Genomic DNA, 21243 nt, shown 5'->3' on the forward strand with positions numbered 1-21243 from the left:
AATAGCCGAAAAGGTCACTCAAGGCTGTGTCCCTTAATTGGATGTGGTGCCGTCGCAGACCCAAAAGTCTGTAATCAAGACCGGGCCTACGCTCAAGCCCGACAACGCGGAGTCCGGGTTTTTGGGGCGCGCTCAAATGACCGCCAGCGGTACTCACGTACAATTAAGGGAAACAGCCTAAGGTGAGCACGGTTCACAAAGCACGCTGCTCGAGTATCTTGTTATGTTATCCACCTGCCCGTGTTGGGTGTCCGCAGTGGTCGGGAGAGCAATTTGAAGATAACCAATCGTTACTATGATGCCGGCAAAACGCACCATACCCCGCAGGGGTTTCGTAACCCGGAGCCTTCGCAGCGTCAGGATGGGGATTTGAAACGCTGGCAGAACGAGCGTAAAAAGCAGGGGTTGCCCAAACCTCCGCAAATGGGCTATCAGCAGTTTACCCAGCGCTGGTGGCAGCGTGCCGACCTTGGCGGCGGTGAAAACAGCATTTGGTGGCTGGGGCACGCCTCAATGCTGCTGCGCCTGGATGGCCGATATATCCTGATCGACCCGGTATTGTCTGAACGTGCATCGCCGCTGAGTTTTTATGGCCCGAAGCGCAAAACACCGCCGCCGTTGACGGTGCAACAGTTGCCGGCAGTGGACGTGGTTTTAATCTCCCACAATCACTATGACCATCTCGATCGGCGCACCGTGCGGCAGTTGGCTCGGCGTTTTCCGCACGCGACCTTTATTGTGCCCCTGGGGCTGAAAAACTGGTTCCGACGTTACCGGCTGCAGCGGGTAGAAGAGTTGGACTGGTGGGATAGCTTGCAATTGGGCGATTTGACTTTCCATTGCACACCGGCTCGTCACTGGAGTATGCGCACCCTGTGGGACCGCAATCGTTCCCTCTGGTGCGGCTGGGTGATCCATCACCCAGCGCTGCGTTTCTATTTTTCCGGAGACAGCGGCTATTCGGATCGCCTGGCCGATATTGGAGCTCGTTTAGGGCCGTTTGACGTGGCGGCATTACCGATTGGCGCCTACGCACCACGTTGGTTCATGCAGGAACAGCATATGGATCCGCAGCAGTCGGTGACGCTGTATCAACAATTAAATGCGCCGCGGGTCATTCCGATCCATTGGGGCGTTTTTGAGTTGGCCGATGAGTCATTGGATGAACCGCCGCAGCAATTAAATCTGGCTCTGAGTGCAGCGGGAATAGAGCAGCACCGGTTCCGACCCATCAAAATTGGTGAGCACATTGCGCTTGAAGCTAACTCTTAAGCGTTATTTCTGGCCCTGTATGGCGGGGGCGGTTGTCGCCACCGTCTGCAGGCCAGTCCTGATGCGGGTTGTAGCCATTGGCTAGTGTAGGGCCTTGCTTATCTCGGGTCTGATCCAGCCTGTTGGCATGAATAGAGACAACGCGTAGAAAAAGATAAAATAAATACGTCCGCATGGCATTGTTATTGATGACGTAAATACCTGTACCGATTTTAAGATTTAATTCAGCTATAGATTCCCGCTATGCTCAAGATTATTGCCGTTATTTAACCCCTGTAAACAGTGATGTATTTCTCGGCCACTGCACGGCAATAGTGCGTAAATTCTGATTTTGCATGCTTATGCACCCTAAAGTGGCACGTTATTTGATTTTTGTCGCGAGATCTCCGCTGCACAAATTGTGCGCACCCTCACTGAGGGCAATAATGATCTTCAGTATTATTTCGTTGTCACAGGCGGGTGAGGTCACAGATGTGAGGCGGTTCCAGCGTTGGGCCGTCCGGATGGTGACTCAATGGTCGGATCATCCGATATCAAATGTACCCGTTCATCGATATTCAAAAGTTTTATAAGAAATTTCATAAAGATTCAAAATTTTTAACGTTCTAAGCGTTCGTCAGGGGTTATATGTTGCCACATACATTGTTCAATTGGATGAAAGAATTGTTAAAATTCAGTCTGGGTGCGGAGTGTAGCGGGGTGACACTGTTAAGCAGAAAATAGCTAAGGCTTCAACATCTTTTAGCCTATTTAAGCTTATGTTGCTCTCGACCGTTTCAAATATGTGCGACAGCTCCACCAGTGATTAAAAATGGCTTGCCATCGAATACAGAGTATGTGATAACGCATCTGGGTAAAACGAGGTACAGTTCTGTATATGTGTGGCATTTTCAGTAAAGAAGTTCTGAGTAAAAACGTTAGCGTTGAATACCGCTTCTCTGCCGATCCTTATCTTAGTGCCTCAAGCAGTAACGACTCTAGTTTGTCTATGTAACGCCTCCGGGCGGTTTAAACAATCCAAAGGAAATACTCAAGATGGCAAAGATCAAAGGTCAAGTTAAGTGGTTCAACGAATCTAAAGGTTTCGGTTTCATCACTCCAGCTGACGGCAGCAAAGACGTGTTCGTACACTTCTCTGCAATCCAGGGTAACGGCTTCAAAACCCTGGCTGAAGGCCAGAACGTTGAGTTCGAAATCCAAGATGGCCAGAAAGGCCCATCTGCAGTAAACGTTACTGCAATCTAATCAGCGTCAGCTGTACAAAAAACCCGCCTTGGTGCGGGTTTTTTCGTTTTTGTTATCTGCCGGTAATGATAATCCCTGCGTACTGATTCCGACCGGTAATGCCTGGATGCGAGGGATCTTGCTCGCGTCGGTGACTGTTGCGACGATAGCTGGTGTATTTAAAACGCTGTGGCTGCTGCGGGTTCGTATTGGGGGTGCAGATGGTGCAGCTTCCGGCATGGTCAACGGCGGCAAACCCCAGTTCACACAGTTTGGATTCGGCGATGGCGGCCAGGTCCAGGTGGCGATAGCGAGGGCTGATTAAGGCCGCGGGCAGTGGCAGCTGTTGCTTGAAGCGGGTGACCAGCTCTTCGTTGACCTCGTAACAGCAGGGGCCGGCGGCAGGGCCGATGGAAGCCACCCAGTTAGCCGTTGAGTCATCACGGCTGATACGTAATGCCAATTGCTCCAGTATGCCATCCAGCAGGCCACGCCAACCGGCATGGACGGCAGCAATCGCAGAGCCGTCGTTGCGGCTGAAAATCACCGGCAGGCAGTCTGCCGTTAACACACTCAGCAGAATGCCGGGCTCAGTGGTATAAAAGCCATCGGCTTCACCGCACTGTTGCGTCGCCTGCGTCACGTCAACAATACGTGTGCCATGCACCTGTTTTTTTTCCGGTAGGGTGGATTGGTAGGCCAACAGATGGCCGGGCAGCAGTGCACTTTTGTTGCCGAAACCGTGCTGAATGGCTGGGATGGCGTTGAGCAGTGGGGAAAAATCGGTCATATCACGTCTTTACCTGCGTCAGAAAAGTTAACGTCAGTGTAGCCAGTTTTTTTCCTCGCTGACTAGGGGCTTGCGGCATCTGCCTTGCATCGTACAGAAGGCTTCTTTAGACTAGCCGCGCCGTATCTCTCTGGAATCCAAGCCATGTCTTATCAGTGCCCTCTGTGTCATCAGCCGCTTCACTTTTCTCATCTGCAATGGCGTTGCGACGCTAACCATCAGTTTGACTGCGCCAAAGAAGGCTATGTCAACCTGATGCCGGTACAGCATAAGCGCTCAAAGCAGCCGGGAGACAGCGTGGAAATGATGCAGGCGCGACGTGCGTTCCTTGATGCGGGTTTCTATCAACCCTTGCAGCAGCGGGTGGCAGAGCTGTTGGCTCAGGCGTTGGCGAGCGATGCACGGGCGTTACTGGATATCGGCTGTGGCGAAGGCTATTACACGGCGGAAGTGGCCGCCCGGATGACGCAGCAGCGTAATATCACCGTTTACGGCCTGGACGTCGCCAAGGTGGCGATCCGCTATGCGGCCAAGCGTTACCCGGCCGTCTCATTTTGCGTGGCGTCGAGCCATCGACTGCCGTTTGCGGATGCTGCTCTGGACGCCATACTGCGTATTTACGCTCCTTGCAAAGCTGAAGAACTGGCTCGGGTAGTAAAACCCGGTGGGGTGGTGGTAACGGTGTCGCCTGGCCCACGTCACCTGTATCAATTGAAAGAGCAGGTGTATCAGCAGGTGCAACTGCATGTCGAACAGGATGAGCAGTTTGCCGGTTTTGACTGCGAACGGGTTGAGTCATTGGCGTACCCGATGACGCTGCCGGGCGAGCAGGCGGCCAACCTGCTGCAGATGACACCTTTCGCCTGGCGCGCTTCGCCTGGGGTTCAGCAGTACCTGAGCGGTTGCGAAACTTTTTCCTGTGAAACCGATTTTGTCATAGCGCTGTATCGCCGCCAGCCTGATTAATACTGAGTGGCGGGTCACAAACAAAAAAACCTGCCATTGGCAGGTTTTAGGTTGCTGACAAAGCAGGAAAAAGCGTGGTTTTTCCTGCTTTGTGGTGAGCAGCCGAAAATCAATAAATTGATTTTCCTTATTTTTATTTATCGGCCTCTACTCGCTCTGGGCAGGAATGAGGTTTGTCATCAGTCTGAAACCTGCCATTGGCAGGTTTTTCTTTGGGTTCAGCGCTATCAGGCCAGATAGCCCAAATGCTCCAGCAGGATATTGAAGCCGATACCGATTAACACCACGCCGCCGAGGATCTCCGCGCGCTTGCCGAGCAACGGCCCGATAAAGCGGCCAATCATCATCCCCAGAGTGGCCATAATCATGGTAGCGCAGCCAATGGCCATGGCGGTATGGACAATATTCACCTGCAGGAAGGCCAGGCCGACACCGATAGCCATGGCGTCGAGGCTGGTAGCGATGGCGGTGGCGACTAATAGCCAGAAGCCGTGACGCTTCACTTTTTCCACTTCGTCAGGCCGGTTCCTGATGCCTTCGACAATCATGCGCATACCGAGAATAAACAGCAGCGAGAAGGCGACCCAGTGATCCCATTCCATAATGTATTGGCTGGCGAACAGGCCGATGCCCCAACCGATAATCGGCGTAATGGCTTCTACCACGCCGAAGATAAGTCCGGTGCGTAGCGCTTCGCGAAAACGGGGTTGATGCAGGCTGGCACCTTTGCCAATCGATGCGGCGAATGCATCCATAGACATGCCAAAAGCGAGAATGAGTGTAGCTGACAAGTTCATGTTGAATAACCTCGGCCGGGCGGCTCCATATACACGTAACCCACCCCCCAACCATACGACGGAGTTACGTGTCTATGGTCTCGCCAACCTGACCTGGCTGCCCGTACCACGTTTTAATGTATAAAACGAGTATGTTGATACGGGCGTTTCTGGTGTTTTATTGCCCAGAAACCGGCTACTCCCCAATGACGGCGCAACCATAGCATATTAATTCCGTTACCAACAACTCTTATTCCCCATGGGTATTTTTTTTAAATTGATAATAGCTTTCATTAATGAATTGTATAAGAAGGAATATAATGTAGGCGAGTGCAACAATATTGCGTGAATAACCATCAGGTAGCCATGTGTGCTGATGATTATTTATCCGCATGCAGCGCAGGGCTATCAGAGGTTGGGGCTGATTTTTTCATTACTCACTGATTTTCAACAAAAAAGTGGTAAATTTTTTCAAGGTCGTCTAATTGAGTGACCTGAATCAATAATCGACGCTGCTCAAGATCTATCACCAGAATGCCATCCTCGGATAAATTCATGGCCTTAATCCGGTTATAATCAATAAAGGCATTGGCATAAAAGAAACCTTGCGCTTTAAACAACATCTTGGGCCAGCGGATATAAGAAATATAAATTGCGAACAGTGCTAAAGAAATAAGCAGCCAGGTGGTTAATACCGCACCTTGGGTAGCGACATTTCGGTAGAGCAAAATGGCGAGCAGGCCGACAAAAATCAGGCAATCAATCCGATTCCGGCGCTTCAACTGCACCTTGAGCAAGGTTTTGCCCTTCAGCAGGTTCATGCCGAACTCGTCGTAAATCGCATACAGCAGCATCAGCACGGTGAAAATCAGTAATACGCCATCGGTCAGCGACATCTTTCAACTCCACAAATAAAAAAACCGGGGGTTTCCCTGATGCCAGTCTTAAGCGAGCGTTTCCCTCTCCTGGGGGGAGAGGGACAATATCGCCTTAACTGACCGGCAGTAAGGGGGCCCCCGGCGGTTAAAACGCTTACAGACCCAGCAGACCTACCCAATAGCCGAAGATACCGATGACGAAGAAGCCGATGATGATCAACAACGCATTCACTTTCCTGCGCAACAACCACATACAGCCGAAGGTCAGCAGCAGCGGCACCAGGCCCGGCATCAACTGATCGAGGATGGTTTGCACCGTAGTCACCGTGGTATGACCGGTCTGGTCGGTGATCTTCGACACCACCAGCGGGATATTCACGTGCGTCCACTTGTTGACCAAAGCCCCCATAACAAACAGGCCAAGAATGGACGCTCCTTCCGTCAGTTTTTGCAGGAATCCGCCGCCCATATCATTAACGATATCCACCCCTTTGCGATAACCGTAGGCCACGCCGTAATAGCGGGTCAACAGGCGTACCAGGTTGAACAGGACGAAGAATAAAATCGGGCCCAGCAGGCTGCCACTCATGGCAATACCAGCCCCGAGTGCGGCAAATACCGGACGTACGGTACCCCAGAAAATTGGGTCGCCGACACCGGCCAAAGGCCCCATCAAACCGACTTTGATACCGTTGATGGCCGCATCGTCGATAGGCGCGCCGTTAGCGCGTTGTTCTTCCATCGCCATGGTAACGCCAAGCACCGGCGCCGCCACGTAAGGGTGGGTGTTAAAGAACTCCAGATGGCGCTTGATCGCCTGCTTGCGCTCGTCGTTATTTTCCGGATACAGGCGACGGATCACCGGCACCATTGAGAAGCAAAAACCCAGCGCCTGCATACGTTCGAAGTTCCATGAACCCTGGAACAGATTCGAGCGCATAAACACACCGCGAATATCGGCCGGCGTGAGTTTCTTTTGAGCTGTTGTATCAACCATTTCTCTCACCTATTCCTAGTCGAGTTCGTTATCGAGGTCGTTGGCATTTGCCGGGCCAGCCTGGACTACCTGAGACTTGTTGTATTTCGGGCTGAGCTGGATATACAGCACGGCCATCACCACGCCGATCACGCCGAGGGCGACCAGGTTAAAGTTGGTGAAGGCGGCAGTAACGAAGCCGAGGTAGAAGAATGGCATCAGGTAGCCGGCACGCATCATGTTGATTACCATGGCGTAACCTACCACCACGATCATCCCGCCGGCGATGTTCAGGCCGCTGGTGACGACTTCCGGGATCGAGTTAAGCAGCGCGTGAACGCCAGAGGTGCCCACCGAGATAGCGACAATAACCGCCGGGATGGCAATACGCATCGCCTGCAGCAGCAGGGCAGAGATATGCAGCCAGGTAATGGCCCGCAAACTGCCTCGCTCCGCCGCGCTGTCTGCCGCGTGCTGGAAAGCCACGGTCAGGGTACGTACGATGATGGTCAGCACTTGCCCGGCCGCCGCCAGCGGAATGGCCAGGGCGATACCGGCACCGACGCTTTGTCCGCCGGCAATAACCAGAATGGTGGAAATGATTGACGCTAATGCCGCATCTGGCGCTACCGCCGCACCGATGTTCATCCAGCCCAGGGCGATCATCTCCAGCGTACCGCCGATGATGATACCGGTTTTCATGTCACCGAGAATTAAACCGATCAGGGTACAGGCGACCAGCGGACGGTGGAACTGAAACTCGTCGAGAACGGAACCCATCCCGGCGATACAGGCAACGATAAATATCAGTACAATCTGAAGAGTGGTAATCTCCATTGCACTTCTCCTATGACCAAAGATCTCTGAGTAAAATAATTATTGGCTGTCGCCATTAATTGAGTTTGTTAATCAGGTCCATCATTTTTAACCGACTGTCGGACGAGACTTTACGAACTTCCAATTCAATACCGCGCTCGTTTAATTTCTTAAACGCTTCGATATCTTTTTCGTCAACCGAGACGGCATTGTTCACCTGGGTTTTACCCTGGCGGAACGCCATACCGCCGATATTCACCGACTTGATATCCACGCCGGCTTCCACCAAACGCCAGACATCGGTCGGGTTGGTGAACAGCAGCATCACGCGATCGCTGGCATATTTCGGGTTGTTCCATACCCGGATGGCTTTCGCCACGTCGACCACGTGTGCGGTGACGCCCGGAGGGGCAACCTGAGTCAGCAAGGTTTTGCGAACGTGGTCGGCGGCGACTTCGTCACTGATCACGATGATGCGGCTAACGTTGGTTTCCTTGGTCCAGCGGGTCGCGACCTGACCGTGGATCAGACGGTCATCGATACGGGCCAGACCGATTTTCATATGATCATTGGGACCCAGCGGCACCTGAGGGGCGGTGGGTTTTGCGGTGGGAGTACTTTGTGGTGCCGCGGGCTTAACACTCTCTTCGGCCGGTTTTTTCAGCGCTTTCACGCCTTCACGGCCGGTTTCCAACGCCAGCGCGACCAGTTCGTCAAAGCCAGGGTTATCGTCTCGTGCCATGAAGGTTTCAACCAGCATCGGAATGTTAACCCCGGTGACGACCTCATAGTTTTCTTTATCGACGGCGATGCGGCTGGCCGCGTTGAACGGGCTGCCGCCCCAGGTATCCACCAGGAACAGGACGCCACCACTGGTGTCTAGTCCGCTGATTTTACCCTTGTATTTCTCGATTAACGTTTCGGCATTTTCACCGGGGACGAAATCTATAAAAGCGACGTTATCCTGTTCGCCTAATAGCATTTCCGTAGTCTTCAGCAATTGTTCTGCTGCGGTCCCGTGTGTGCCGATGATAATAGCTATTGCCACTCGCTACCTCCTCATTGAACTTCATGCACGGATGGTGTGTAGGTTCAGTTCATTTTATTGCTGGCGGTCACTTCCGTGGTATCAGATAAATTATGGTAGAAATTTGGAAACCCGCCGTTAACATTTCTCGCGCAGTTTCAAAAGCCTGTGTGCGTGAGTCCACGTCAGCGCCATTTATTTTAGTGAGTGAAAAAATAAATTTTGTGACATTGCTCTGCTATTGATCGCTAGGATTACTCCTAGCCCGGTGTTTGCGGAATTAAACAACAGAGCTGTTACAAGACGGTGCAGAAGGTAAAAAAGCTTCTTTGCCGGCCCAAAAATTCCTGCTAGAGTATTTCTTCTTTCATATTCAGGAGTGAAGGGCCTCAGCCCACCCTATGGACTGTCACCGAAGTTACTGTTTTTCAAGGTTCCACCCGCCACCTGCTGGCGTAGTACAAATCATACGGCCGCTCGGCCACTCCCCGGTACTGCAATCCCGATATCTTGCTATTTCTGTCCGCGCCTTTGCTGCGTCGGCATCGTCACGCCTGAGCACCGCTCGGCCATCCTGTCTTTTTTTCGGAGTCTGATATGGAATTTTTAATGGACCCCTCAATTTGGGCTGGGTTACTGACACTGGTGGTATTGGAAATCGTACTGGGTATCGACAACCTGGTGTTTATCGCCATTCTGGCCGATAAACTGCCGCCGAAGCAGCGTGATAAAGCACGCATACTCGGTCTGTCGCTGGCGCTGTTTATGCGTTTGGGCCTGTTGTCGGTGATTTCCTGGATGGTGACGCTGACCACGCCGCTGTTTAGCGTTGGGGAGTTCAGCTTCTCCGGCCGTGACTTGATCCTGCTGTTCGGCGGTGTGTTCCTGTTGTTCAAAGCCACCATGGAGCTGCACGAACGGCTGGAAGGGCAAACGCATCAGGATGGTGCCAACCGAGGCTATGCCAAATTCTGGGCGGTGGTGGTACAGATTGTGATCCTTGACGCCGTGTTCTCACTCGACGCGGTAATTACCGCGGTGGGCATGGTGAACGACCTGCCGGTCATGATGACCGCCGTTGTCATAGCCATGGTAGTGATGCTGGTGGCTTCCAAACCGCTGACCAACTTCGTTAATGCGCATCCTACTATTGTGGTGCTGTGCCTGAGCTTCCTGTTGATGATCGGCCTTAGCCTGATCGCCGAAGGCTTTGGTTTGCATATTCCTAAAGGTTACCTGTATGCCGCGATTGGTTTCTCGATTTTGATCGAGCTGTTTAACCAAATTGCCCGCCGTAACTTTATCAAACATCAGGCTCATCGCCCGATGCGTGAACGCACCGCAGAGGCGATCATGCGCCTGATGGGGCAGCAGCGCGCGCAGCAAATGGACGAAGCGGCACCGTTACCGGTGAATGAAACCTTCGCCGAGGAAGAACGTTATATGATCAGTGGCGTGTTGACACTGGCCTCGCGTTCACTGCGTAGCGTGATGACGCCACGTACCGATATTTCATGGGTGGATTGCGATCGTTCCCGTGAAGAGGTGCGTGAACAACTGCTGGATACGCCGCATAGCCTGTTCCCGGTGTGCCGCGACTCGCTGGATGACATTATCGGCGTGGTGCGTGCCAAGGATCTGCTGGTGGCAGTCGAGCGGGGCGAAGATATCGCCGAGTTTGCTGCGCGTACGCCACCGATTGTGGTGCCGGACACCATGGACGTGATTAACCTGCTGGCGGTATTGCGCCGTGCCAAGGGACGCCTGGTGGTGGTCACCAATGAATTTGGTGTTGTGCAGGGGCTGGTCACGCCACTGGACGTGCTGGAAGCCATTGCCGGTGAATTCCCGGACGAGGATGAAACGCCGGATATCGTGGTGGAAGACGCCAGTTGGCTGGTGAAGGGCGGCGCCGATCTGCACTCACTGGAGCAGGCGCTGAACTGCGACGATCTGGTCAGTCCGACGGCGGACTTCGCCACTTTGGCGGGCCTCCTGCTGTCCCACTACGGCCAAATGCCGGCTGTGGGCGAAACGGTGGAGCTTAACCACCTGCGTTTCGAAGTCGTTGCCCTGTCCGAGTACCGCATTGAACTGGTGCGTATTACCAAAGTTGAACCTCACGACGAGGAGCATCAGTAACCTACGGGCCGGAGGCATCACGCCTCCGGCTTGCTTTCCTGCTCCTTCTGCTGTTCTTCCCGCTGATTTGCCGCCCGCAACCGAGACTCATACTGCTGTAACCACAATGGAAAGACATTGATGGGCATTGGCTTGGCGAAATAGAATCCCTGCAATGAATTGACCTCGCGCGAGCGCAGATAATCGGCCTGCTCAGCGGTTTCTACCCCTTCAGCCACCAGTTTCAGCTTAAGCCGTTGTGCCAGAGTAATGATGGTATCGGTGACGGTGGCGTTAATCGCATCGGTACCTATGGCGGCGGTGAAACCCCGGTCGATTTTCAATACGTCAGGGCTGAGTTTTTTCAGGTAGCTGAGTGAACTGTGCCCGGTGCCAAAGTCGTCAATCGCCAGCATGATGCCCATTTCCTTCAGCGTTTTGATCTGCTCGTAGTGAATTTCCGACAGGGCGGTGCGCTCGGTCAACTCGAGCATCAGCGAAGGCATCGGATGGGCGGGAAGCCACAGGCGGCGGATATCATCGATAATGGCCACCTCGTTGAAATGCTCAGCCGCGACGTTGATGCTGATATAAAACGACGGGCGTGGTGGGAACAACTGCAGGTTTTCCACCACGGTATTCATCAGGTATCGGGTCAGGGCGATGATCAAGCCATGCTGTTCCGCCAGCGGGATAAACACGTCGGGGGAGATCCAGCCCTGGCGCTTGTTTTTCCAGCGCAGCAGAATCTCGACCCCGACACAGCGGCCGGTTTCAGCATTGATGATGGGCTGACAGTAAACGCGGAATTCGCGGTGGGAAATGGCGTGGCCAATGTGATACGACAGGCTCATGCGATTAGCGGTGAGCAGATACACCACATAGGCCGCCAGCAGGCTGATCAGCAACGAGAGAGGGATATGACGTGGCAGCGCCGCCAGCGCCAGCATGCTGGCCTGCGGGCCGAACAGTGAAATAGAGAACGGATACTTGGTAGATTTTGCGGTATAGCGCAGGTCAGTGGTCAGGGTATCGCTACGCAAGATTTCCCGGCGACCGTATTCCAGGCTGTAGTTGCCGACGTTCAGCACCACCCGCTGCGCGTAGGGTTCTTGAGGTTCTAACAGGAAGTTCGCCAATAGCTCAATATTGAACACGTGCAACACGCCGTTACTGTGGTTATCAGGCTGCGCGGGAGTCCACATGATCAGGGTCGGCACGCCTTTGGTGACAGCGAGTGAAGGTCGTAACACCAGCTTCGTGCCAGCGTTTGCTACGCTGGGCAAAATAGCGCTGAAAACGTACTGACGGGTGCCAAACAGGCTGGAACAGTAAATAACTCCGTCCTTAACCAGCAGCATTGCCCTCAGGGCCTGGTTTTGTGCGGCGCGAAAACGCAGCGTTGGCATCACCTCTTCACAGGTGGAGCCCAGCAGGGGCATAGAGCGCTCGGCCTGTTGTTTTGCCGGTGTCAGCAGATCGTTAATCTTGGCGACGGTACGGGTGGCGAGCACCTGCCGGTTTTGTTCAATAGTGCCAATTTCTTGATAATAACGGGTGTAGAGCGATAACAGCAGAATAGCCAACCCGACCGCACCGGCCAGTAGCCAACGGTAATAGCGGTATTTGGTCACGGCAAGTTGGGTCATCAACATCGCTAAATCCTTGTTCGGTAAGCCAGTCCAGAATCACCGTCAGGCCAAACTGCCCTAAATGATACTTGGCTAATTCTAGCCTGTCGTTATACAAGAGTGATGTTAACCCAATAAATTATTTAAATTTAGTGAAACAGAGGGCTAAATTGCCGGTTAACTGTGGGATAGGGTTTTGAATCTCAATGTGACGTTGTCACTAAAAGGGGCAATGATTTGACTGACTCAAGGGCAGAAAGAAAAACCCCGCCGGAAAGGCGGGGTTAGAGGGTCAGTCACACTGCACTTTGATCGCCAGACCGCCGCGAGAAGTTTCGCGGTATTTGGCGTTCATGTCTTTACCGGTTTCATACATCGTTTCGATCACCTTATCCAGCGAGACACGTGGCTCACTGGTACGACGCAGCGCCATACGCGCCGAGTTGATCGCTTTCACCGAAGCAATGGCATTACGTTCAATGCAAGGAACCTGAACCTGGCCGGCAACCGGGTCACAGGTCAGCCCCAGGTTGTGCTCCATGCCGATCTCAGCCGCGATGCAAACCTGCTCCGGGCTGGCACCCAGCAGTTCGGCCAGACCGGCTGAGGCCATTGAGCAGGCCACGCCCACTTCACCCTGGCAGCCCACTTCGGCACCGGAGATAGAGGCGTTCATTTTGTACAATGCGCCTACTGCGCCCGCGGCCATAAAGTAACGGATATAAATATCCGGGCTGACGGATTCAATAAAGTGGTCATAGTAAGCCAGTACGGCAGGGACGATGCCACAGGCACCGTTGGTCGGCGCGGTGACGACTCGCCCGCCGGCCGCGTTCTCTTCGTTGACCGCCAATGCGAACATGTTGACCCAGTCAATCACGTTCATCGGATCGTTGGACAGCTTGTCGGAAGACACCAGCATGCGACGCAGTGCGGAGGCACGACGTGGCACACGCAGTGGCCCCGGCAGGACGCCCTCGGTGTTCAACCCGCGATCGATACAGGCGCGCATGGTCTGCCAAATGTTGCCGAAGTAGGTTTCGATATCCTGCTTGCTGTGCAGCGCCAGTTCGTTCTGCATTACCAGACCAGAAAAGGACAGCCCGGTATCACGGCAGTGGGCGAGAATATCACGAGCAAAACTGAACGGATAAGGGACGCTCAACTCGTGCGCGTCGGCTTTGCCGAAGTTCTCTTCGTCGACGATAAAACCGCCGCCGAGTGAGTAGTAAGTCTTGCTGTAAACTTGTTTATCCCCGGCGAAGGCGTGGATCTGCATGCCGTTCTCATGCAGCGGCAAATTGTCGCTGCGGAAAACCATGCCGCCGTCACGCGGGAAATCAACCTCATGCAAGCCGTTGGCCAGCATCAGGCGTTGACGTTGTTCTACATCGCGAATAAAGCCCGGGATACTATCGATATCAACGGTGTCGGGCATATTGCCCGCCAGGCCGAGAATGATAGCGATATCGGTATGGTGACCTTTACCGGTCAATGAGAGTGAGCCGTAAACATCTACGGCAACACGCGTGATAGAAGGCATCAGGCCTTGATTTACCAGATCGTCGACAAACTGTTTGCCGGCTTTCATCGGTCCAACCGTATGAGAGCTGGACGGGCCGATGCCGATCTTAAACATGTCGAAAACGCTAATCACGCTAAAACTCCTTAGAGGCATATTGTTATGGCTGCAGCGGTTAAAAACCGAGCAGGGAACAGCGATATTGTAAAAGGGCCGCACGGGTTTGGCTGCCTTTTTCGCATGAAATAAAATAATCCTTGGTGTTAGTTTTTACTGATTGCCGCAGGCATTTGGCCGTTCGTAGAACATCCGTTGCCTAAACTCGGTTAATGGCAATCGCGCCAGCTTCCGCTGCTGAACGCGGCCAGCTTAAACCCTGCTGAAATAGTGGTTTATTCCGGACTGCGGTATTTTACAGGTATTTCGTAAGGTTGAAGAGAGGGTTTACAGATTTTTTAAAAATCTGATAGCCAGAAAGGTAGTTTAAAAAGCAAACCAATGAAGTGATGCCGATCGCTTTACCCACGCCTGTTGAGCAGGTAACCGTTTGGCTTGTGATGGGCATCACAGTATTGGCGTTAAATGCTGACCTGTTGTGCCAGTCGTCGAATGATGGCGGCGGTCAATCCCCAGACAAATTGGCTCTGATACCAGGACAGGTAAATGCGGTGTGAATGACCGGCGCGGTGAATATCCAACGGATAATAGCGCGAAAGCGTCAGCGCTTCGTGCAGCGGCATTTCAAAAACCTCGGCCACTTCGTCTTCATTGGCGAAAAATTGCACATCGGGTGAAATCAAGCCAACCACCGGGGTCACCTGAAAACCGGTGCTGCTGTCGAGAGGGGCCAGTTGACCCAGAATGGTCACGGCCTGAGGTGGGATAGCCACTTCTTCCTGAGCTTCACGCAGGGCGGTGATAATCGCCGAGGTGTCTTCAGCATCGGTTTTGCCGCCCGGAAACGCCACCTGGCCCGGATGCTTGCGCAGCGAGTCGGCGCGGCGGGTCAGTAACAGGGTAGGTTCGGGGCGGCAGATAATCGGGATCAGCACCGCTGCGGGCCGAACGTTATGTGAAATCTGCGATGCCTGTGGCAGTTGCAGCTGAAAGCGGCTGATAAAGGCTTCCAGCGAGGCTGGATAAGTGGGTTGGTTCACGAAGCGATAAACTCCCCCAGTTGCGGCAGAATGCGACCGACCTTATCAAAGGTTTCCTGATATTCCGCCTGTTCCTGGCTATCGGTAACGATACCACCGCCGGCGGAACAGTAAATACGGCCGTTTTCGGTGATCAAGGTGCGGATAGTGATGTTGGTGTCCATGGTGCCGCAGGCGCTGATATAGCCGATGCTGCCGCAGTAGGCGTTTCGTCGCTGTGGCTCCAGCTCTTCAATAATCTCCATAGCTCGTACCTTGGGCGCCCCGGTAATGGATCCGCCAGGGAAACAGGCGCGCAACAGTTCGGTCGCCGGAGTGTGTTGCGGCAGGGTGGCGGTGATGGTGCTGACCAGGTGATGTACTGCCGGGAAGGGTTCGACCACAAACAGTTCGGGAACCTGCACGCTGCCCGGTTCGGCGACGCGGCCGATATCATTGCGTAGTAGATCGACAATCATCAGGTTCTCCGCACGGTCTTTGCTGGAGTTTGCCAGGCGTTGTGCCTGTTGCGCATCCTGCCCGGCATCGGCCAGTCGCGGCAGGGTGCCTTTGATCGGGCGGGTTTGAATATGTTGGTTCTCCAGCCACAAAAAGCGCTCGGGTGAAACGCTCAGCACGGCGTTATCCGGCAGGCGCAGGAAGGCAGAGAAGGGCGCGCGGTTGCTGGCGCTCAATTGCTGAAAGGCTTGCCATTCATCGCCCTGATAATCGGCAGCAAAACGTTGCGCCAGATTGATTTGATAACAGTCGCCACTGCGAAGGTAATGCTGAATACGCTGGAACTTTTCCCCGTATTGCCGCCGCGTCATATTGGCCTGCCAGGAGCTGGTCAGGGTAAATGCCGACCGGGGCGCAGACTGCTGATTGCGGAGCCACTGCCAGCGCTGTTCCCCATTATCATAGCTGAGTAACGTCAGCGTCTGTCGGTGGTGATCGGCTATCACCGCCCAGTCGTAAATACCGACCGCCATATCGGGCAGCTTGATATCTGCCTGTGCCCGTTGCGGCAGTTTTTCAACCCGGCGGCCCAAATCGTAACCGAACAATCCGAGGGCACCGCCCTGGAACGGCAGGCAGGCATTCACATCCGGATGCAGGTTCAGCTGTTCCAACTGCTGTTGTATCAGGCTGAAAGGGTCTTCCGGCGACTGCCAATGCTCTTCACCGCAACGGATATCGGTAATGGGGCCGCGAGTGGTCAGGGTGGCACAGGGTTGCGCCACCAGAATATCGAAACGGTTATGTGAGTGTTCGGCAAAACCGGAATGTAGCAACATCGCCCAGGGCTGTGAGGCCAGCGGGGCAAACAGCTCCAGCAGGGCGGTGCGGGTGTAGGGTAAAGACTTAAGATTCGGTGCGGTTGCGCTCATGGGCCTCATAAACCTAACTGACGGGGCGGCGGTTTCTGACGGCTATTCTGCCATATTCAACCGGTTGACGCATGCTCTGGCATCAGGCGTATAAGCACAGTTCGTATAAACGATGAGTAAACAATTTTGCAAATGAAGCATTTTTTGCGAATTTGGCTATAATCCAATAGGTTAAAACGACACCAGCGAACGGTTGAGATAATTCTTGGATTGGATGGTTTCTAATTCTAAATTTCATTATTAGTTTCATCCAGTTATTTTTTTTTGCTTGTTATCACTCGTCTGTGCATGCGCAGATCTTAAAATATAAATGGTAACAAGACGTATTTTTGCCCCTGCGAAGTCCAAGGGGCAGTGCCTTATTTAATTTAATTGCACCCTGATACTTTAAAAAAAATAGAAATATTCATTCGTTACTTTTTGCGAAGAGCTGCCTATGCCCCTAATGCTGAGTGTCATAGTCCCGTGGCACAATGTGGGTGAACTGTTGATGTCATGCAGTGTAACGGTGAACGGTATTTCACCGACCAGGATGAACTGCAGCCGATTATTCCGCTAAAGCGATTAGGGGATACCGTTGTTATTAGCGGCGTGCAATGGCTGGAGCGTGCGTTAAAATCAAGAAAGTTTATTCATGTGGTCTGGTTGGCGGTATATCGCCTTGATTTTATTAAGCAGCACCGGTTGTATTTCGAACCGGGTTTGCATCATCAGGATATTCCCTGGACTACTGAAGTGATGTTTAATGCACAGCGGTAAAATACCTTAGCAAAGCGCTGTATCGCCAGCGGGTGCACGGCCAGTCGAGCAGTAACCGCCGCCGTACGGGCAAGGCAAACGTTGAGTATCAACGCCATTACATAAAAATAGTCGCCATGCTGGTGGCATTGAATCGGCGTTATGCCGATAAAATTGCCATCCGCCCGGCTTTCCACTGGCAGATTACCCGTGAAGCCCTGGACATTTGCCACAGCATTCGTCGTGAGCCCGAGCTGGCGGCCTAGTGTCGCATCACCGATGAGTTCTTTCAGCTTGGCATCGATCGGGCGATGGTTGATAACGCGCGCGGCCTTAAACAGGGATGGCACGTTATTCTCTGGCTTCAACGCCTGAAGCAGTGGCGACATGACGATCCTTGTTCACTGCAGGCTACTGAATAACAGGCGTTGGGATCCGCCGCTTTAAGGCGTATACTCAGCCTCCATTTTGCCGGAGAGAAACACATGCTTGCAGGTATGCCGTCACTGAGTCATCTAGAGCAGCAGGAAGCTGCAGATCGTATCCATCTGTTGATGGAACAAGGCATGAGCAGTGGTGAAGCCATCGCGCGCGTCGCGCAGGAAATCCGCGAACAACATCAGGGTGACCAGGTTAGCGTCATGTTCGATGACGAAGACGACAATGAAGAGTATCAGGAACGGCCGGATGACCAGGCTGATGATGACTCGGAAGAAGACGAAAACTATTGATGTTGTCGGGGCCGGCAAACCGGCCCCAAAGCATTACCCTTCAATCACCACCGCAGCGGCGGCCCGTTTGGCCGATTCCACCGCCAGCTCTACATTTTCTGCCGTTGCCAGTGCAACCCCCATCCGACGTTGACCGTTAATTTCCGGCTTGCCGAACAAACGCAGTTGATTGTGACCGACCAGCGCGCGATCCAGACCGCTAAAACGTAAGTCACTGCTGATTAGCTGTGGCAGGATCACCGCCGAAGCAGAAGGGCCAAACTGGCGAATGGTGCCAATCGGCAGACCGAGGAAGGCGCGAACGTGTAGCGCAAATTCGGACAGGTCTTGTGAAATCAGGGTCACCATGCCGGTATCGTGCGGGCGCGGTGATACCTCACTGAAGATAACTTCATCGCCACAGACAAATAATTCAACGCCGAACAGGCCAAAACCGCCCAGCGCCTTCACCACATTTTCTGCAATCGCCTGTGCACGACTCAGCGCCAGGTCACTCATCTGCTGAGGTTGCCAGGATTCGCGGTAATCGCCGTCCTCCTGACGATGGCCGATCGGCGCGCAGAAATGCACGCCATCGACTGCGCTGATGGTCAGCAGGGTTATTTCAAAATCAAATTTCACCAGCCCTTCAACAATCACCCGGCCACCGCCAGCACGACCGCCTTGCTGGGCGTAATCCCAGGCGGTTTTCAGCTGTTCCGGGTTGCGGATCAGGCTTTGGCCTTTGCCGGAAGAGCTCATCACCGGCTTAATGATGCACGGGTAGCCGATTTGCTCGACCGCTTGTCGGAAAGCCTGCTCGCCATCGGCAAAGCGATAGCTGGAGGTGGGCAGCCCGAGGGTTTCGGCAGCCAGTCGGCGGATGCCTTCGCGGTTCATCGTCAGGCGCGTTGCCTCGGCACAGGGCACCACGCGGTGTCCTTGCTGTTCCAGTTCAACCAGCATGCTGGTGGCGATAGCCTCGATCTCCGGCACGATATAGTCAGGACGTTCCTGCTCGATCACGGCTTTCAGCGCGTTGCCGTCCAGCATGTTAATCACGTGGCTGCGGTGTGCCACATGCATGGCAGGGGCGTCAGCATAGCGATCAACGGCGATGACTTCGAGGCCTAAACGCTGGCATTCGATAGCCACTTCTTTACCCAGCTCGCCGGAGCCGAGCAACATAACGCGGGTGGCGGATGGGCGCAGGGCGGTTCCAATAGTTAACATAGTCTCGTACCTGGATCTGTGGAGTGTAATGCGGACTGATAATGGCCCAGCAGTATATACGAAAACGTTTGCGTGTGCAGCCGGGGGCTATGGGACTGTCGTTATGATGGTCAAAAGCCACCCTTACCGGCTTTTTTTATGCCTGAAATCCGTAATTCACCCTATCTCTGTTATCATCTGCGGCTGATTCGGTGCTGCCTTGAGCGCGCCGCCATTCCATTTGCCATAAAGAGTTATCGCCGTGAGCACAGTATCTTTTTCTTCCCTGCCGCTGCCAGCCGAACAGTTGGCCAACCTCAACGAACTGGGGTATGCCGAAATGACACCGGTGCAGGCCGCCGCACTGCCCGCCATCCTGAATGGGCAGGACGTACGTGCCAAAGCAAAAACCGGCAGCGGTAAAACGGCGGCGTTCGGCATCGGTTTGCTGGACAAAATTAACGTAGCTCAGGTGGCCGCGCAGGCGTTGATCCTGTGCCCGACGCGTGAGCTGGCTGACCAGGTGAGCAAAGAATTGCGCCGTTTGGCGCGCTTCACCCAGAACATTAAAATTTTGACCCTGTGCGGCGGCCAGCCGATGGGGCCGCAGCTCGACTCGCTGGTGCATGCCCCGCATATTGTGGTGGGGACGCCGGGGCGCATTCAGGAACACCTGCGCAAGAAAACGCTGGTACTGAATGAACTGAAAGTGCTGGTGCTGGACGAAGCTGACCGCATGTTGGACATGGGGTTCGCCGATGACATCGATGACGTGATCAGCTATACGCCGTCACAGCGCCAAACGTTGTTGTTCTCGGCAACCTATCCGAGCGGTATCGAACGTATCAGCGCACGCGTCCAGCGCAGCCCGTTAAATGTGGAAGTGGACGACGGTGAAGAACAAACCACCATCGAACAACGCTTCTATGAAACTACCCGCGATCAGCGTCCGGCGGTGCTGGTGTCGGCAATCCGCCATTACCAGCCTTCTTCCTGCGTGGTGTTCTGCAACACCAAGCGTGATTGTCAAAGCGTGTATGAAGCGCTGGAAGCTCGCGGCATCAACGTGCTGGCGCTGCATGGCGATCTGGAACAGCGCGATCGTGACCAGGTACTGGTGCGTTTTGCCAACCGCAGTTGCCGGGTATTGGTGGCAACCGACGTCGCCGCGCGTGGCCTGGATATCAAAGAGCTGGAGCTGGTAGTCAACTACGAGTTGGCATTTGATCCGGAAGTGCACGTACACCGCATCGGTCGTACCGGCCGTGCCGGTTTGAGCGGCATGGCGATCAGTCTGTGTACACCGCAGGAAATGACGCGCGCACACGCCATTGAAGACTATTTGCAAACCAAGGTTAAGTGGGCGCCGGTATCTGAGCTGAGTGGGGCAGGGAATACCACGCTGGAAGCCGAAATGGTCACCCTGTGCATCGATGGTGGTCGCAAGGCCAAAATCCGTCCAGGCGACATTCTTGGCGCATTGACCGGCGATGCTGGGCTGACAGCGGCGGAAGTGGGCAAGATCGACATGTTCCCGGTGCATGCCTATGTGGCGATCCGCAAGGAAAGCGCCCGAAAGGCACTGCAACAGCTTCAGCAGGGTAAAATCAAGGGTAAGAACTGCAAGGTGCGATTGTTGAAATAAGTCGCGTCAGGGGTGTACTTGCATACCTGCGTAAAATCACCTTATACTGTATAAAAATACAGTATTCTAACCTTTGAGGAATGCACACATGGCCGTTGAAGTTAAATATGTGGTGGTGAGAAACGGTGAGGAAAAGATGACTTTCGCAACCAAGAAAGAAGCCGACGCTTACGACAAAATGCTGGATCTGGCGGATAACCTCGGTGAATGGCTGCAGCAGTCACCCCTGACTCTGGATGATGAGCAGCGTGAAGGGTTGAGCTTCTTCCTGGCGGAGAATAAAGACGTACTGGGGCAAATTCTGCGTGGCGCTGCGCCGACAGAAGCGCCTAAGAAACCCGTCAAAGTGAAAACGGAAAAATCTGTCGCTACCACTAAAGAGGGGGCTGCGTCAGAAAAGCAGGCAGCATAA

The 21243-nt window shown here is 53.7% G+C and carries 19 protein-coding genes, 1 pseudogene and 1 riboswitch; of the genes and pseudogenes, 9 read left to right on the forward strand and 11 right to left on the reverse strand.

Annotated elements, in window-relative coordinates; genetic code table 11:
* The first annotated feature begins 273 nt into the window (after positions 1-273).
* The 3 genes from ACUTQ5_RS06760 to cspE all read left to right on the forward strand — a co-directional run bounded on the left by ACUTQ5_RS06760 (position 274) and on the right by cspE (position 2517).
* Entirely contained in the window at positions 274-1272 is a 999-nt protein-coding gene (locus ACUTQ5_RS06760; protein WP_445650612.1) for an MBL fold metallo-hydrolase, read from the forward strand.
* An 877-nt stretch (positions 1273-2149) separates the two neighbouring features.
* A complete protein-coding gene (locus tag ACUTQ5_RS06765; RefSeq protein ID WP_071593021.1) occupies positions 2150-2266 on the forward strand; it encodes a DUF2627 domain-containing protein in 117 nt (38 codons plus the stop codon).
* Positions 2267-2307: 41 nt separating this feature from the next.
* A complete protein-coding gene (gene cspE, locus ACUTQ5_RS06770) occupies positions 2308-2517 on the forward strand; it encodes a transcription antiterminator/RNA stability regulator CspE (RefSeq protein WP_002221949.1) in 210 nt (69 codons plus the stop codon).
* 52 nt (positions 2518-2569) lie between these two features.
* Here the strand turns inward: cspE and pgeF are convergent, their stop codons facing one another.
* A complete protein-coding gene (gene pgeF, locus ACUTQ5_RS06775; RefSeq protein WP_445650613.1) occupies positions 2570-3286 on the reverse strand; it encodes a peptidoglycan editing factor PgeF in 717 nt (238 codons plus the stop codon).
* 144 nt (positions 3287-3430) lie between these two features.
* Between pgeF and rlmA the strand changes: the two genes are divergently transcribed.
* Entirely contained in the window at positions 3431-4252 is an 822-nt protein-coding gene (gene rlmA, locus ACUTQ5_RS06780; RefSeq protein ID WP_445650614.1) for a 23S rRNA (guanine(745)-N(1))-methyltransferase, read from the forward strand.
* Between the two features lie 227 nt (positions 4253-4479).
* On the opposite strand, the gene mntP is transcribed toward rlmA, so the two are convergent.
* From mntP to manX, 5 genes are all read right to left on the reverse strand, one after another.
* Positions 4480-5049, reverse strand: a complete 570-nt coding sequence (gene mntP, locus ACUTQ5_RS06785) for a manganese efflux pump MntP (protein ID WP_445650615.1) — start codon at positions 5047-5049, stop codon at positions 4480-4482.
* Between the two features lie 11 nt (positions 5050-5060).
* A riboswitch (yybP-ykoY riboswitch) is annotated at positions 5061-5245 on the reverse strand.
* 220 nt (positions 5246-5465) lie between these two features.
* Positions 5466-5924: a DUF986 family protein gene (locus tag ACUTQ5_RS06790; protein WP_445650616.1), complete on the reverse strand. Its 459-nt coding sequence runs from the start codon at positions 5922-5924 to the stop codon at positions 5466-5468.
* A gap of 136 nt (positions 5925-6060) precedes the next feature.
* Positions 6061-6903, reverse strand: coding sequence for a PTS mannose transporter subunit IID (locus ACUTQ5_RS06795; RefSeq protein WP_445650617.1), 843 nt, complete (start codon positions 6901-6903; stop codon positions 6061-6063).
* A 15-nt stretch (positions 6904-6918) separates the two neighbouring features.
* Positions 6919-7719 (reverse strand): PTS mannose/fructose/sorbose transporter subunit IIC, encoded by an 801-nt coding sequence (locus ACUTQ5_RS06800; protein WP_445650618.1) that lies wholly within the window; start codon positions 7717-7719, stop codon positions 6919-6921.
* Positions 7720-7774: 55 nt separating this feature from the next.
* A complete protein-coding gene (gene manX, locus ACUTQ5_RS06805) occupies positions 7775-8746 on the reverse strand; it encodes a PTS mannose transporter subunit IIAB (RefSeq protein WP_445650619.1) in 972 nt (323 codons plus the stop codon).
* 576 nt (positions 8747-9322) lie between these two features.
* Here manX and ACUTQ5_RS06810 point away from each other — a divergent pair.
* On the forward strand, positions 9323-10867 hold the full coding sequence (locus tag ACUTQ5_RS06810; RefSeq protein WP_445650620.1) for a TerC family protein: 1545 nt from the start codon (positions 9323-9325) through the stop codon (positions 10865-10867).
* 17 nt (positions 10868-10884) lie between these two features.
* On the opposite strand, the gene ACUTQ5_RS06815 is transcribed toward ACUTQ5_RS06810, so the two are convergent.
* The 4 genes from ACUTQ5_RS06815 to pabB all read right to left on the reverse strand — a co-directional run bounded on the left by ACUTQ5_RS06815 (position 10885) and on the right by pabB (position 16526).
* Positions 10885-12501: an EAL domain-containing protein gene (locus ACUTQ5_RS06815; protein ID WP_445650621.1), complete on the reverse strand. Its 1617-nt coding sequence runs from the start codon at positions 12499-12501 to the stop codon at positions 10885-10887.
* A gap of 268 nt (positions 12502-12769) precedes the next feature.
* The gene (gene sdaA, locus ACUTQ5_RS06820; RefSeq protein WP_445650622.1) at positions 12770-14134 is read right to left on the reverse strand and encodes an L-serine ammonia-lyase; all 1365 of its coding nucleotides are present in this window, start codon (positions 14132-14134) and stop codon (positions 12770-12772) included.
* 443 nt (positions 14135-14577) lie between these two features.
* Positions 14578-15156, reverse strand: a complete 579-nt coding sequence (locus ACUTQ5_RS06825; protein WP_445650623.1) for a CoA pyrophosphatase — start codon at positions 15154-15156, stop codon at positions 14578-14580.
* A complete protein-coding gene (pabB, locus tag ACUTQ5_RS06830; protein ID WP_445650624.1) occupies positions 15153-16526 on the reverse strand; it encodes an aminodeoxychorismate synthase component 1 in 1374 nt (457 codons plus the stop codon). Before pabB ends, ACUTQ5_RS06825 begins: the two co-directional genes overlap by 4 nt.
* Before the next feature lie 486 nt (positions 16527-17012).
* Between pabB and ACUTQ5_RS06835 the strand changes: the two are divergent.
* Together ACUTQ5_RS06835 and ACUTQ5_RS06840 are read left to right on the forward strand one after the other, a co-directional pair.
* A pseudogene (locus ACUTQ5_RS06835) lies at positions 17013-17686 on the forward strand (glycosyltransferase); the annotation flags it as partial.
* A 63-nt stretch (positions 17687-17749) separates the two neighbouring features.
* Complete coding sequence (locus ACUTQ5_RS06840) at positions 17750-17995, forward strand: YoaH family protein (RefSeq protein ID WP_445650625.1); 246 nt, start codon at positions 17750-17752, stop codon at positions 17993-17995.
* A 33-nt stretch (positions 17996-18028) separates the two neighbouring features.
* Here the strand turns inward: ACUTQ5_RS06840 and purT are convergent, their stop codons facing one another.
* Positions 18029-19207: a formate-dependent phosphoribosylglycinamide formyltransferase gene (gene purT / locus ACUTQ5_RS06845; RefSeq protein ID WP_445650626.1), complete on the reverse strand. Its 1179-nt coding sequence runs from the start codon at positions 19205-19207 to the stop codon at positions 18029-18031.
* 241 nt (positions 19208-19448) lie between these two features.
* Here purT and dbpA point away from each other — a divergent pair, with 241 nt between their 5' ends.
* Positions 19449-20831, forward strand: coding sequence for an ATP-dependent RNA helicase DbpA (dbpA, locus tag ACUTQ5_RS06850; protein ID WP_445650627.1), 1383 nt, complete (start codon positions 19449-19451; stop codon positions 20829-20831).
* Positions 20832-20919: 88 nt separating this feature from the next.
* On the forward strand, positions 20920-21243 hold the full coding sequence (locus ACUTQ5_RS06855) for a YebG family protein (RefSeq protein WP_445650628.1): 324 nt from the start codon (positions 20920-20922) through the stop codon (positions 21241-21243).

This window comes from Serratia sp. NA_112.1, assembly GCF_052691715.1.